The organism is Calidithermus chliarophilus DSM 9957, assembly GCF_000430045.1.
Taxonomy (GTDB): domain Bacteria; phylum Deinococcota; class Deinococci; order Deinococcales; family Thermaceae; genus Calidithermus; species Calidithermus chliarophilus.
Genome location: NZ_KE387023.1, coordinates 2,883,307 through 2,897,138 on the forward strand (window position 1 = coordinate 2,883,307; position 13,832 = coordinate 2,897,138).

The window sequence follows — 13,832 nt, forward strand, 5'->3', positions numbered from 1 at the left end:
CCGGGAGCGCCCTAATCCAGCCACCACTCGAGCCGCGCCTCCGGGAAGGCCGCGGGAGCCACGGCGGTCCCGGCCTTGAAGGTCAGCCGGGTGCCGTACTCCCTTCGCTCGGGCAAGGGGTCGCGGTAGACCTCGAGGGTGTTGGTGCCGGCGTCCATGATCCACAATTCAGGGATGGAGGCTTCGGCGTACAGCGGCAGCTCGACCGCGCGACCGGTCTTGAGGGTGGTGTCGGCCACCTCTATGACCAAGTAGGCATCCTGAGGTTCGGGGAGGCGCCGGGCGTAGCGGCTGTCCGGAGGCATCAGAACGGCGATATCCGGCTCGGGCTCGGAGATCTCCGACAGCCGGAAAGAGCTTTGCACGGACATGAAGGCCTCCTCGCCCAAAGCGCGGATCAAGGCAGCGTTCAACCGCCCCACGGCGCGAAGGTGTTGAGGACCAATAGGGCTCCTGCGGTACAGCTCTCCCTCGAGCAACTCGACGCGCTCGTCCCCACCGATGAGACCAGCTTCGGCCATCTTGTGATAGGCCTCGGCGGTGATCCGGTAGCGCATCATGCTTAGAGTGTAATGCAGGGCGGGAGGCCAAAGCTCCGTATTGACTCGCCAGCGCCCAGCCGCTACACTCACAAAGGTTTGGCCGGGCGTGCCCGGCCTACGAGGGGGGAGAGGCCGAGCCGGCGACGGCTCAATCCCAGCGTCTCCCTTCCTGACGGAGGAAGTCATGGCCCTTACGAAGGAAATCAAGTCGAGCATCATCAGCACCCACGCCAAGGCCGCCGGCGACACCGGCTCCACCGAGGTGCAGGTGGCCCTGCTCACCGAGCGCATCAACCGCCTCTCCGAGCACCTGGCCAAGAACCGCAACGACCACAACTCCCACCGGGGGCTGCTGGTGCTCGTGGGCAAGCGTCGCCGCCTGCTGAAGTACCTCGAGAAGTCCGACAAGGAAGCCTACCGCGCGCTCATCGAGAAGCTTGGGCTGCGTAAGTAAAGCCGACCATCGGGCTACAGCGCCCGGTTTCGCCCAAGGCACACGCCTGGGCACCCGTTCGATCCTTCGAAATGAGACACGGAACCGGTAACCCCGGTTCCGTTGTCCGTTAAGCTAGTACTTGGACAAAAGGTAGAGATTATGGGATCAAGCGCCAATACCCCCTCCCCCAAGGTCTACAGCCTCGAGCTCGCGGGCCGCACCCTCAGCATCGAAACCGGCAAGTACGCCAAGCAGGTTTCGGGCTCGGTGTGGGTGCGCTACGGCAACACCATCGTGATGGCCACGGCTCAGGCCTCCGACCAGCCCATTGAGGCCGATTTCCTGCCCCTGACGGTGGAATTCGAGGAACGCCATTACGCCGTGGGCAAGATCCCCGGCTCCTTCATGCGCCGCGAGGGCCGGCCGGGCGAGAAGGCCATCCTCTCGGCCCGCCTCACCGACCGCCCGATCCGGCCGCTCTTCCCCAAGGGCTTCCGCCACGAGGTGCAGGTCATCCTGACCGTGCTCTCCGCCGACCAGGAGAACACCCCCGACATCCTGGGCCCCATCGCCGCCAGCGCCGCGCTCACGCTCTCCGACATCCCCTGGGCGGGCCCCATCGCCTGCGTGCGGGTGGGCCTGCAGGACGGGCGCTTCGTGCTCAACCCCACCGCCACCGAGGACGGGCAGCTCGACCTGGTGGTGGCGGGCTCCAAGGACGCGATCATCATGGTCGAGGCCGGGGCTAAGGAGATCCCCGACGACCGGATGGTGCAGGCCCTCGAGTTCGCCCACCGCGCCATGCAGCCCATCATCGCCCTGCAGGAGCAGATGCGCGCCGAGCTGGGCAAGCCCAAGTTCAGCGTGGCCGAGCCCGAGAAGCTCGGCGAGGAGGAGGCCGCCGCCCTGCGGGCGCTGGCGCTGGAGCGGGGGCTTTCGGGCGTGCTCCAGACCGCCTCGAAGGGCGAGCGCTCCGCGGCGCTCGAGGCCTTCGAGAACGAGCTGGTCGAGGCCTTCGTGCCCGCCCTGCCCGACGGCACCGTGGACGAGGCCCGGCGCAAGCTCGCCCGCAAGGCCTTCGACGACGTGGTGAAGAAGGAGCTGCGCCGGCTGATCCTCGAGGAGGGCAAGCGCGCCGACGGCCGTGGGCCCAAGGACGTGCGCAACATCTGGATCGAGACCGACGTGCTGCCCCGCGCCCACGGCTCGGCCATCTTCACCCGCGGCGAGACCCAGGTGCTCGGCACCGTCACCCTGGGCACCGGGCGCGACGCGCAGCTCGTCGACGACCTGGGCCTCGACACCGAGGACCCCTTCTTGGTGCACTACAACTTCCCGCCCTACTCCACCGGCGAGGTCAAGCGCCTGCGCGGGGTGAGCCGCCGCGAGGTGGGCCACGGCAACCTGGCCAAGCGCGCCCTCAAGGCCGTGCTGCCCAGCCAGGAGGAGTTCCCCTACACCATCCGCGTGGTGGGCGACGTGCTCGAGTCCAACGGCTCGAGCTCGATGGCGACCGCCTGCGCGGGCTGCCTGGCGCTGATGGACGCGGGCGTGCCCCTCAGGCGCCCGGTGGCGGGCGTGGCGATGGGCCTGGTGAAGGAGGGCGAGCAGGCCGTGGTGCTCACCGACATCCTGGGCCTGGAGGACGCCCTGGGCGACATGGACTTCAAGGTGACCGGCACCACCGAGGGCATCACCGCCTTGCAGATGGACATCAAGATCTCCGGGCTCTCCCCCGAGCTCATGCGCGCCGCGCTCCAGCAGTCCCGGGAGGCCCGCCTGCACATCCTGGGCAAGATGGCCGAGGTGCTCCCCGCGCCGCGCAGCGAGCTCAAGCCCCAGGTGCCGCGCATCCTGAGCATCAAGATCTCGCCCGACAAGATCGGCGCGGTGATCGGCCCCGGCGGCAAGAACGTGCGGGCGCTCGAGGAGCTCGGCGTCGAGGTGGACATCGAGCAGGACGGCACCGTGCGCATCTTCTCCGCCAACGCCGAGGCCGCTAAGGAGGCCCTGCGCCGCATCCAGGGCATGACCCAGGAGGTCAAGATCGGCGAGATCTACGACGCCACGGTGAGCCGCATCACCACCTTCGGCGCCTTCGTGACCCTCTTCCCCGGCACCGACGGCCTGCTGCACATCAGCCAGATCGCCGAAGGCCGCGTGGAGCGTGTGGAGGACCACCTCAAGATGGGCGACACCATCCGGGTCAAGGTCCACACCATCGACGAGAAAGGCCGCGTGGACGTGATCCGGCCCGAGCTCGAGGGCAAGATCCCCCCGCGCAAGCCCCCGGTCAAGCGCTGAACGCACGGCATGGAGCGTCAGGCCCTGTTGCGACAGGTCGCCGGCGCCGTCCTGCCGAGTCCAACCGCCGCTACGCCGAGGGCCAGAAGCTCTACCTCAGCGAGTGCAACCCAAAGCCCACGCCAGCGCGGTGATCAACAACAAGAACCTGACCGACCCGTACTTCGTGGCCGGAGACTGAAGGCTAATGGCGTGTGGTTTACCCCACCCCAACCCTCCCCGCGCGCGGGGAGGGGGTATCCCCCCCAGCCCCCCTTGCTAAGGGGGGTGACAAAGCATTCGGCATTCGGCGTTCGGCATTCGGCGTTCGGCGTCTTGCGTTTGGCTATCGACCATCGACCCCAGAGCGTAACCCCCGCTATTTCACATCGCCTTCGAATCTGCTAATCTCTGCTTGGGAGCCTCGGTCATGAGGCACATTTAGCGTTGAGCAATGACGTGACGGGCGGAAGCGATGCCTGCCACGCGCATCAATGGAGTTTTTCATGGATCACAACAAGACGACGACTTCGCAGACCCCTGGCCGCCCGCGCAGGCGACGCCCCCGTCCGAAGCCCAGCAGCCCGGTGCTGCTCGCCCCGGCGGGGGGGCACCTCGAGATCATCCCCCTGGGCGGTATGGGCGAGATCGGGAAGAACATGTTCGCCTTCCGCTTCCAGGACGAGATCCTGGTGATCGACGGCGGCCTGGCCTTCCCGGATGAGCACATGCTGGGCGTGGACCTGCTGATCCCGCGCATCGACTACCTCATCCAGAACGCCGACAAGATCAAGGGCTGGGTGCTGACCCACGGCCACGAGGACCACATCGGCGCGCTGCCCTACCTCTTCTCGCAGTTGCCCAAGGTGCCCGTCTACGGCGCGCGCCTCACGCTGGGGCTGGTGAAGGGCAAGATCGAGGAATTCGGCTTCCGCCCCGGCGACTTCAACTTCCGCGAGGTCTCCACTGACGACCGCATCCAGATCGGGCGCTACTTCACCGTCGACCTCTTCCGCATGACCCACTCCATCCCCGACAACTCGGGCATGATCATCCATACCCCGGTGGGCAAGGTGGTGCACACGGGCGACTTCAAGCTCGACCCCACGCCGGTCGACGGCAAGCCCAGCCACCTCGCCAAGCTCGCGCAGGCGGGGGCTGAGGGCGTGCTGCTGCTCATCGCCGACTCCACCAACGCCGAGCGCCCCGGCTTCACCCCCAGCGAGGCCGACGTGGCCAAGGGCCTCGACGCGATCATCGGCAAGGCCAAGGGCCGGGTCTTCGTGACCACCTTCGCCTCGCACATCCACCGCATCCAGAGCGTGATCAAGGCCGCCGAGCACTACGGGCGCAAGGTGGCGGTGGAGGGGCGCAGCATGGTCAAGTTCGCCCGCATCGCCCTGGACCTGGGCTACCTGAGCGTGCGCGACCGGCTGTACAGCCTCGAGGAGATCAGCCACCTCGACGACTCGCAGATCCTGGTCGTCACCACCGGCTCGCAGGGCCAGCCCGAGGCCGTGCTGGCGCGGCTGGCGGCGGGCTCGCACCAGAAGATGGCGATCAAGCCCGGCGACACCGTGATCCTCTCCTCCAGCCCCATCCCCGGCAACGAGGAGGCGGTGAACACCGTGATCAACCGGCTCTACGCGCTGGGGGCGCAGGTCTACTTCCCCCCCACCTACCGCGTGCACGCCTCGGGCCACGGCTCGCAGGAGGAGCTCAAGATCATCCTCAACCTCGTGCAGCCGAAGTTCTTCTTGCCCTGGCACGGCGAGGTGCGCCAGCAGACCAACTTCAAGTGGCTCGCCGAGGCCATGGGGCAGCCCCCGGAGAAGATCCTCATCGCCGAGAACGGCGACGTGGTCAAGCTCACCCCCGAGACCTTCGAGATCAGCGGCAAGGTGCCCAGCGGGGCGCTCTACGTCGACGGGCTGGGCGTGGGCGACATCACCGACGAGATCCTGGCCGACCGCAACCACATGGCCGCCGAGGGCGTGGTGGTGATCACGGCGCTGGTCAACCACCGCGAGCCCCACGTGGAGGTGGTGTCGAAGGGCTTCGTCAAGGCCGGGGAGAAGCTCTTGGGCGAGGTGCGCAAGATCGCCTTCGACGCGATCTACCAGGGCGTGCGCGAGAAGAAGCCGCTCGAGGTCATCCGCGACGACATCTACTACCCCGCCAAGAAGTTCCTGCGCAAGGCCACCGGCCGCGACCCGGTGATCATCCCGATGGTGATCGAGAGCTGAGCGATACGGTATCGTAGGGGCGCACGCCGGTGCGCCCCTTTCGCGTCTATGAGCGCCCTGCTGAACACCGTCCTCCCCGTCGCCCTGATCGTGGTGCTGGGCTACGTGATCGGGCGCCGCTTCGAGCTCGACGGCCCCACCCTCTCGCGCATCATCCTGAACCTGCTGGTCCCGGCGCTGATCTTCGACGCCATGTACAACGCGCGCCTGGGCAGCGGCAGCGTGGTGGGCATCACGCTGGGCTTCGCGCTGGCCTACGCCGCCCTGGCCCTGCTGAGCTGGCTGATCGGGCGGGCTACCCGGCTCCCCGGGCCCACCGCCAAGACGCTGGTGACCACCGCGCTCTCCCCCAACTCGGGCAACATGGGGCTCTCGATGGCGCTGTTCGCGCTGGGGCAGGAGGGCTTGGAGCGGGCCGTGGTCTACTTCATCGCCAGCAGCGTGCTGATGTTCGGCGTCATCCCGGCCTTCCTGCGCGGGGGGAACCCCGTGCAGAGCCTGGTGTTCACGCTCAAGCTGCCGATGTTCTGGGCGCTGGCCGGGGGCCTGGCCTTCAAGGCGCTGGGGATCGAGTTCCCGTTCAACCTCGAGGCCGGGATCCACCTGGTGGGCCAGGCCTGCATCCCGCTGATGCTGCTGACGCTGGGCATACAGATCGCCAAGAACCCCGTCCAGGTCGGGGGGTTCGAGCTGCTGGCCTCGAGCCTGCGGCTGCTGGCGGCCCCGGCGCTGGCGGTGGGGGCGGGGTACTTGCTGGGGCTCGAGCGCCTCGACGTCCAGGTGCTCGCCCTGCAAAGCGCCATGCCCATCGCGGTCAACGCCTTCATGGTGGTGGCCGAGTTCGGCGGCGACGCGCCGAGGGCCGCCCGGAGCGTGGTGCTCTCGAGCGTTCTGGCCTTCCTCACAATCCCGCTGATTCTTCTGGCGGTGGGGGTGGGCTAGGCAGGCTGGGCGTGCCGAGGTCGAGCTGCAAGAGCGGGGCGTTCTCGAGCAGCACGATCAGGCGGTAGTAGCCCTCCTGGGGCCGTGGGAGCTCGAACCGGAATTTCCGGGGGCCCTCCGCCCACAGCGACCGCTCGGCCAGGACCGTCTCCTCGAGGTACCACCTGACCTCGATGTACCCGGGCTTGGGCATCCGCCGCACCTCGAGCTGCGCCAGCACCGTCTTCTCCCGCTCGGTGAGCGTCCCGGTAAGGCTGGGCCGCGCCGGAAAAGGCACCCGCTCGGGCTCGAGGGGCAAGAAGGTATAAGTGCAGCCGCTCAGGAAGAACACCAACAGCAGCAGCCAGCCGTGCATGGTTCTGAGTTTAGGGGGTGAAGTTAGGAGGGGCATGAGGTGAAGTGGGAAGCGGTCAACCGTCAGCCCTCAGCCCTCAGTAGAAGGCCTGTGGCTCGTGGTTTACCCCTTCCCGCGCGCGGGGAGGGTGTATCCCCCCTAGCCCCCCTTGCTAAGGGGGGGAACAAGGCGTTTGGCGTTTGGCGTCTTGCGTACGGCGTACGGCGTACGACGCACGACCCGCGTTTAGCGTTTTGCGTTTTGCGTTTGGCTATGGGCTATCAGCTATCGGCATATCAGCACCCGCCCGGTGCTCCCTCACAACCCCTCCCCCGCCGTCACCAGCGCGAGCAGGGCCAGCGGAGCGGTTTCGGCCCGGAGGATGCGGCGGCCGAGGGTGACGGGGCGGAAGCCGCGGCCGGTGAGGAATTCGACCTCCTGGGGGCTGAAGCCGCCTTCGGGGCCGGTGGCGAGGCTTACGGGCTTGTCGGTCTCGAGCACGTCCCGCACCCGCAGCTCGGCGCCGACGTGGGCCACGAAGCCCTGTTCGACCTCGGGGACCTGCTTGAGGGGGATGGGGTCGGCCACCGCCGGCACCACCGTGCGGCCCGACTGCTTGGCGGCCTCCACGGCCACGCGGCGCAGGCGCTCGAGCTTGTTGGCGCCGATCTCCTTGGCTACGGAGTGGACGGTGACGACGGGGACGACGCGGGTCACGCCGAGCTCGGTGGCCGCCCGCACCACGTCGGCCAGGGCGTCGCCCTTGAGCAAGGCCACGTAGAGCTCGACCGGAACCCCGGCCTCGCGGCCGGCTTCCCAGGTCTGCTCGAGCCGCAGCCGCAGGATGCCCGCCTCTGCCCACTCGACCACGGCGCGGCCTTCCAGGCCCTTCCCGTCGAAGACCGTCACGAAATCGCCGGGGCGGGCGCGCAGGACCTCGAGCAGGTGGTGGGCCTCGCGGCCCCGCAGCTCGATCTCGGGGCTCAGGTGGGGGACCAGGGCACGGTGGGGGCGCATGGCTACAGGCTGAAGGCCCAACGCCGAGCGCTCGAGGCCGGAGGGAGGTTGGATGGCATACGGTTCACCTCGTGTAGGCCAGCAGCACCCATTCGCCCTCCTGGCGGCGCTGTCGGGGCGCGAAGCCCTCGGCCTCGAGGGCCTTCCGCACCACGGGCTCGCGCTCGGCGAGGATGCCGGTGAGGATGAGCGTCCCGCCGGGCTCGAGCGCCTTGGCGTAGTCGGGGGCGAGCCAGGCGTGCAGCTCGGCGTAGAGGTTGGCGACCACGAGGGCGTAAGGCCCGGCGACGCTCTCGAGCGTGCCCTCGGCCAGGCGGGGGCTCACGCCGTTGATGCGGGCGTTCTCGAGGGCGTGCGGGATCACCGCGGCGTCGATGTCCACCCCCTCGGCCTCGGCGCCGAGCTTGGCCGCCGCGATGGCCAGGATGCCCGACCCGGTGCCCAAATCCAGCACCCGCATCCTTGGCCGCACGCGCTCGGCCAGTGCCTCCAGGGCCATGCGGGTGGTCTCGTGGTGGCCGGTGCCGAAGGCCATGCCGGGCTCGAGCACGATGCGCTGCTCGTCCCCCGCCCACTCGTGCCAGGGGGCCAGCACCACGAAGGGCCCGGCCTTCACGGGCTTCAGGTCGCGGCGCCAGGCCTCGAGCCAGTCGGTGTCGGGCAGCTCGAGCCACTCCCCGGGGAGGGGCAGCTCGAGGCGGTCGGGGAAGTAGGCCCAGACCTCGCCGGGCTTCTCCTCGAGGCCCCTGGCCCCCAGGTCGAAGAGCAGCGGCGTGTACGCGTCGAGGGTTTCGAAGTCGCCTTTCAGGCAGAAAACGTGCACCTCGACAGTTTAACGCCAAGCGCGGCCGCGGCGGTCAGTTCAGCCGGATGAAGGCCAGCCCGTTGTTGGCGTTCATGGGGATCACGAGCTGGTTCGCGCCGGCGTCGTAGCACATGGAGGCCGCGCTCGGGATGTTCTGGGCGATGAGCTCGGCGGTGCCGCCGGGGCGGATGCGGGAGACGCCCCCGAGGGTGACGCTGCTGACGTACTTGGTGCCGTCCGGCATGATCACCAGGCCGTCGCTGCCCGCCTGCGCCGCGTTCTCGGTCTTGAGCAACTGGCCGCTCGGGGAGAAGGTGAGCACCGCGTTGTCGCCGATGTTGACGACGACGATGTTGCCCTGCGGGTCGATGGCGATGCCGTTGGGCTGGCGCAGCGGGGCGCCCTGGACGAGGATGGAGGCGTTGCCGTCGGGGGTGATCTTCCACACCTGCCAGCTCATCGGGTCGGGGTTCTGGCCGCCGGTGCCGGTCTGGGTCGCGTAGATCGTGCCGTCGTCGGCGACCTCGATGTCGTTGAAGCCGGTGGAGCGGTCCACCTTGACCTCGCCGGCCGGGGCGCCCGTCTTCATGTCGAAGCGGCGGACGACGGCCACGGAGGGGTCGTTGGGGCCCGTCCCGCCGTCGCGGTCGGCCACGTAGAGCATCCCGCGCGCGATGTCACTGCCGAAGGGCTCGTTGAGGACCAGCGGCGGCGTGAGGTTGGCCCGCTGCTCGGGGGTCTGGACGCCGATCCACCGCGCGGTATGGACCGAGCCGTCGTGGTTGATGAACGACACCCAGGCGTTGTTGGTCTGCACGGCCTGCCCCACGCCGCGGTTCGGCACGACGATGAGGCCACGGTCGGGGTCGTAGGAACAGCTTTCGGCCGAGTAGACGGCGCCGTACACCTTCACGTTCGAGGACATCGGCGCGAAGGTCCCGTCGGCGGCCGGGTTGACCGGCAGGCCGAGCGGGTTGCCGACGAAGAAGGGCTGAGGCCCCTGCTGCTGGGCCAACAAGACGCCCGAGACGACCCCGACCAACAGCATCGCAGCACCGATCTTCACGTTGATCCGGTCCATGAATCTTCCCCTCCAATCTTGGCGGTGCCCCCAACCGGCCGCTGGCGCGGCTAGCAGGTGGGCGTGCGCTGCATACCTTCGGAATTCCGGACAATAAACCCTTCGCTGAAGTCGCTGGTCGATAATCCAGGGCCGATAACCCTGCAGGGAACGACAACCTAAGGTGGTCCACGAACTTTCGTAAGAGGTTTATTATACCGCCGCTCGCCCTGAAGGAGGCCTCGAGACCGCAGCCGGCCCCCGGCCGCGTCCACAGGATTGGCCGCAGGGCGGAGGCCTCACTCCTCCTCCCGGTCCTCCTTCGGCAGCGCCCACGAGGTGTCCCGGCCGCCCAGCTTGCGCTCGCCGGGGCTGGGCCAGCGGCGCTCGACGTGGGCGTAGGCTCCCGTGCCGCGCAGCAGGTAGGCCGCGATCAGGGTGGTGAGGGGCACGGCCAGGATGAGGCCGGTCGAGCCCACGAGCATGCTCACGATCTCGGCGGCGAAGACCTCGAGGTTGATCAGGTAGCGCACGGGGGTGCCGCTCTGCTGGATGAGCAGCATCGCGGGGAGCAGCCCGGCGCTGTAGGCCAGCACCAGCGTGTTGACCAGCGAGCCGATGTGGTCGAAGCCCACCGACATGGCCCGGCGGTAGAGCTCGAGCACCCCGTAGCGCGGGTTGGCCTGGAGCAAAGCCTGCACCACGGCCGCCTGGGTCACGGTCACGTCGTTCATGGCGCCCAGCGCCCCGATGACCACGCTCGCCAGGTAGAGCGAGACCAGGTCGAGGCCCTGGATGCTGCGGTAGGCGTAGAAGGCCTCCTCAGAGACCAGCCCGGTGAAGCCGAGCAACCGGGTGAACAGCGCGGCCAGCACCAGGGCCAGCAGCGTCGCCAAGGAGGTGCCGATCAGGGCCGCGGTGGTCTTGCGGTTGACGCCGTGGACGAGGTAGATGGAAAAAACCAGGATGCCGAAGGCGCCGATGAAGGTCACGAGCAGGGGGTTTACGCCCGCGTTGATCTGGGGGACGACGTAGAAGACCAGGGCCAGCAGGCTCACGGCGGTGCCCAGCAGCCCCCGCAGGCCCCGGCCGCGGCCGAAGACCAGGGCGCAGACGCAGAAAACGCCCAGCAGGATGAGCAGGTAGGGGATGCGCAGCGGCTCGGTGACGGTGACGTAGGTCTGCTGCTGGCCGCCCGCAGTGGTCACGGTGGTGCGGTAGAGCACCACGTCCGTCCCGACCCGCACCCAGCGGGGGAACCTGGCGGTGCTCGCCCCCGGCCCGATCTCCTCGATGGGCAGGTCAGCGCTTACCACGCTCCCGTCGCGCAGGCGCACCACGGCCTTGCCCCCGGCCAGCGCCTCGATGCGCCCCTCGAGGTAGCTCGACTCGCTCACCTCGCCCGGCTGCGGGGCGGGGCCGGGTTGGGCCAGGACCGGCAGGACGAAGAGCAGAAGCAGGGCCAGAACACGGATCACCAGGCTAGCTTATACCGCGGCTTGAGGGCTCCGTTAAAAAAGCGGCGGGTTTAAAGCGACGCTAAGCCCGGCAGGCCAGCAGCCGCGCCTCGATGCTCGAGCGGTGCCGCAGCAGGTGCTGGCCGATGAAGACGATCTCGGTCTCGAGCCCTTCCCCCGCGCCCTCCTGGGGGCTCGAGACCTCCTCGAGCACCTCGTACACCAGGCCCATCCCGGCGTGCTGGATCAGGACGGGCGGGTGGTCGGCGAAGGCCACGAAGCCCTTGGAGCGGAGGGCTTGTGCGGGCCAGGCGTTGAGCACCTCGGCCTCGAACTTCGTCCAGCACAGCGGCTCGGCGCAGCGGAAGACGAAGCTCTCGAAGCCGTACTCCTCGGCCTCGGAGGAGGGCTCGGACCACTCCTCCTCCCAGCCCTCGTCCCGCATGCCTTCGGCGTAGTCGTAGAGCCCGGTGTCCAGGAGCAGGGCGGGGTCGAGCCGGCCGTACACGCTGGGGTAGACGCGGGCCCCGGGGTTGAGGCCCCGGACGAAGGCCTCGAGGCGGCCCAGCTCCTCCGGGCTCACCGTGTCGGCCTTGTTGAGCACGACGACGTTGGTGAACTCGAGCTGGTCGGCCAGCAGCGGGGCGAGGGGTTCTTCGACCGCCCGGCCCTCGGCGTCCTCGGCCAGGCCCACGCGGTTCCAGGTGTCCCAGAAGTTCTGGGCGTCCACGACGGTGATGAGGCCGTCGAGGCGCACCCGCTCGGGGAGGTCGGCCATGTGGAAGGTCTGGGCGATGGGCAAAGGCTCCCCGATGCCGGTGGACTCGACGAGGATGTACTCCAGGCCCTCTACCTCCGACAGCGCGCGCAGCTCGTGCAGCAGGTCCTCGCGCAGGGTGCAGCAGATGCAGCCGTTGGAGAGCTCGACGGCGTGCTCGGTGGCGTGGCGCACTAAGCCCGCGTCGACGTTGACCGCGCCGAATTCGTTGACGATCACCGCGATCTTGCGGCCGTGGTCGGAGGAGAGGAGGTGGTTGAGCAGGGTGGTCTTTCCGGCGCCCAGAAAGCCCACCAGGACGGAGACTGGGACGGGTTTTTTCATGGTTCCTCAGGCGATGGTGCAAACAGATGGTTATACCAGATTCGGTCAGTTCGTCCCCATTCGGGAACGAACTGACCCGACCGAAGGGATACGCTTTCTTCGCCGACCGTCAGGGAGGGGTGTGCTCTAGGATTCAAAAAGATAGCCTCTGAAGGTCTTTGGTTTGGGTGATTATCTTTTTGAATCCGGTATTACAGGATGGCCGGTGCCTAGGCGCTCGAGCGCGCCGCGCCGGCCCAGCGGAGCGACAGGAAGTACAGCGGCACCCCGGCCAGGACCAGCAGCCAGCCGGCCCCGAAGACGAAGGGGCCCCAGGCGGCGCCGCCCAGCAGCAAGACCGCGGCGTTGAGCACGAACAAGAAGGCGACGAGGGCGCGCTCGAGGCCCCCCGCCCGCCGCCCGGAGCGCTGCTCGTGGAGCGCGTAGGCCACCGGCAGCAGCACGAAGACGAGCATGTACCCCACGTTGGCCACGGCCAGGATCTCGACGAGGCGGGCCTGGAAGGCCAGCAGCAGGCCGGCGTTGAGGAGGAGGTCGAGCACCAGCGAGCCCTGGGGCGTGCCGTAGCGGTTGACGGTGGCGAAGTAGGGCGGCAGCAGCCCGTCGCGGCTCATCTGGTAGACGGTGCGGGTGCTGGGGACCAGGATGGCGAGGGCGCTGTAGAGCAGGGCGGCCACCAGGAACAAGGTCAGGATCAGGGCCCCGCCCTCGCCCAGGTGGCGCACGAACAGCGGGCGCAGGCTGGCGAAGGGGTCGCTCGAGAGCGTGTCCCAGTCGGTGAGCAGGGCCAGCAGGAGCGGGATGCCCACGAAGGCCAGCACGCTCCACAGCGAGGCCCAGGCGAACATGGGCCGCGCGCGGTCCCCCCGGGTCTCGGCCACCACCGAGGAGATCATCTCGAGGCCGTAGCCGGTCCAGGCAATCACGAAGAACCACTTGAGCAGGCTCAGCCAGCCGGGGGCCTGCGCGAAGTCGAGGGTCAGGGCCAGCTTCTCGGGCGTCACGCTCTGGAAGGCCAGCCAGACCAGCACCCCCAGCGGCACGAAGACCAGCAGGGCGAGCACGTAGGACGAGACGACCACCCGCGAAAGCCCGAACCAGTTGAGCGCGTACAGCAACGCCAGGATGCCCAGCGCGAGAGGGACGGGCTCGAGCGCGGTCCCCAGGACCGACTCGAGCAGGCTGGCGCACAGGTAGCTGTTGAGCACGGTGGCCGGGGTCCAGGCGACCCAGTACCCCCAGCCCGAAAGGAAGGCCAGCACGCGGCCGCGGCCCCGGAAGAGCTCGAGCGCGTAGGTCGCGGTCCCCCCGGCCTTGTGGGGGAAGGCCCGGGCGAGGCGGTAGAGCAGCCAGGCCTGCAGCAGCCCCACCAGCACCACCGCACCCCAAACCAGCAGCGACCAGCTCCCGATCTCGCTGAGGGCCCATCCGGTTTGGTACACGCTGACGAAAAAGGCCCCACAGATCAGCAGCAGGCCTTGAAACCAATGGAGTGACGGAGGAAGCCGGTTCATAGAACAGTTCGGGAAGTATGGGATCGTACGTCCTACACCGAATGCCGAACGCCGAGAGCAGCCATCCACCAGCCCCCAGCCCTTGACTATCGAC

12 protein-coding genes are annotated in these 13,832 nt (G+C 68.5%); 4 read left to right on the top strand and 8 right to left on the bottom strand.

The window, feature by feature from the left end:
• Nucleotides 1–11 precede the first annotated feature (11 nt).
• Nucleotides 12–560: a Uma2 family endonuclease gene (locus MEICH_RS0113875; RefSeq protein ID WP_027893142.1), complete on the bottom strand. Its 549-nt coding sequence runs from the start codon at nt 558–560 to the stop codon at nt 12–14.
• A gap of 166 nt (nt 561–726) precedes the next feature.
• Between MEICH_RS0113875 and rpsO the strand changes: the two genes are divergently transcribed.
• From rpsO to MEICH_RS0113895, 4 genes are all read left to right on the top strand, one after another.
• On the top strand, nt 727–996 hold the full coding sequence (gene rpsO, locus MEICH_RS0113880; RefSeq protein WP_027893143.1) for a 30S ribosomal protein S15: 270 nt from the start codon (nt 727–729) through the stop codon (nt 994–996).
• Nucleotides 997–1,137: 141 nt separating this feature from the next.
• Nucleotides 1,138–3,282: a polyribonucleotide nucleotidyltransferase gene (gene pnp / locus MEICH_RS0113885; protein WP_027893144.1), complete on the top strand. Its 2,145-nt coding sequence runs from the start codon at nt 1,138–1,140 to the stop codon at nt 3,280–3,282.
• A 485-nt stretch (nt 3,283–3,767) separates the two neighbouring features.
• Nucleotides 3,768–5,507 (top strand): ribonuclease J, encoded by a 1,740-nt coding sequence (locus MEICH_RS0113890; protein ID WP_036219293.1) that lies wholly within the window; start codon nt 3,768–3,770, stop codon nt 5,505–5,507.
• Between the two features lie 48 nt (nt 5,508–5,555).
• On the top strand, nt 5,556–6,449 hold the full coding sequence (locus tag MEICH_RS0113895; RefSeq protein WP_027893146.1) for an AEC family transporter: 894 nt from the start codon (nt 5,556–5,558) through the stop codon (nt 6,447–6,449).
• Here MEICH_RS0113895 and MEICH_RS0113900 read toward each other — a convergent pair.
• The 7 genes from MEICH_RS0113900 to MEICH_RS0113930 all read right to left on the bottom strand — a co-directional run bounded on the left by MEICH_RS0113900 (nt 6,409) and on the right by MEICH_RS0113930 (nt 13,738).
• Nucleotides 6,409–6,804, bottom strand: a complete 396-nt coding sequence (locus MEICH_RS0113900) for a hypothetical protein (protein WP_027893147.1) — start codon at nt 6,802–6,804, stop codon at nt 6,409–6,411. The genes MEICH_RS0113895 and MEICH_RS0113900 overlap by 41 nt on opposite strands.
• A gap of 297 nt (nt 6,805–7,101) precedes the next feature.
• Nucleotides 7,102–7,800, bottom strand: a complete 699-nt coding sequence (locus tag MEICH_RS0113905; protein WP_027893148.1) for a 16S rRNA (uracil(1498)-N(3))-methyltransferase — start codon at nt 7,798–7,800, stop codon at nt 7,102–7,104.
• Nucleotides 7,801–7,864: 64 nt separating this feature from the next.
• Nucleotides 7,865–8,623 (bottom strand): 50S ribosomal protein L11 methyltransferase, encoded by a 759-nt coding sequence (locus MEICH_RS0113910; protein WP_027893149.1) that lies wholly within the window; start codon nt 8,621–8,623, stop codon nt 7,865–7,867.
• 34 nt (nt 8,624–8,657) lie between these two features.
• A complete protein-coding gene (locus MEICH_RS0113915; RefSeq protein WP_027893150.1) occupies nt 8,658–9,686 on the bottom strand; it encodes an SMP-30/gluconolactonase/LRE family protein in 1,029 nt (342 codons plus the stop codon).
• A 278-nt stretch (nt 9,687–9,964) separates the two neighbouring features.
• Entirely contained in the window at nt 9,965–11,140 is a 1,176-nt protein-coding gene (locus tag MEICH_RS0113920) for a YibE/F family protein (RefSeq protein ID WP_245587680.1), read from the bottom strand.
• A gap of 64 nt (nt 11,141–11,204) precedes the next feature.
• Nucleotides 11,205–12,224 carry a CobW family GTP-binding protein gene (locus tag MEICH_RS0113925; protein WP_027893152.1) on the bottom strand — a complete coding sequence of 340 codons (1,020 nt, stop codon included), beginning with the start codon at nt 12,222–12,224 and terminating at the stop codon, nt 11,205–11,207.
• Between the two features lie 209 nt (nt 12,225–12,433).
• A complete protein-coding gene (locus tag MEICH_RS0113930) occupies nt 12,434–13,738 on the bottom strand; it encodes an APC family permease (protein ID WP_027893153.1) in 1,305 nt (434 codons plus the stop codon).
• Nucleotides 13,739–13,832: the final 94 nt, after the last annotated feature.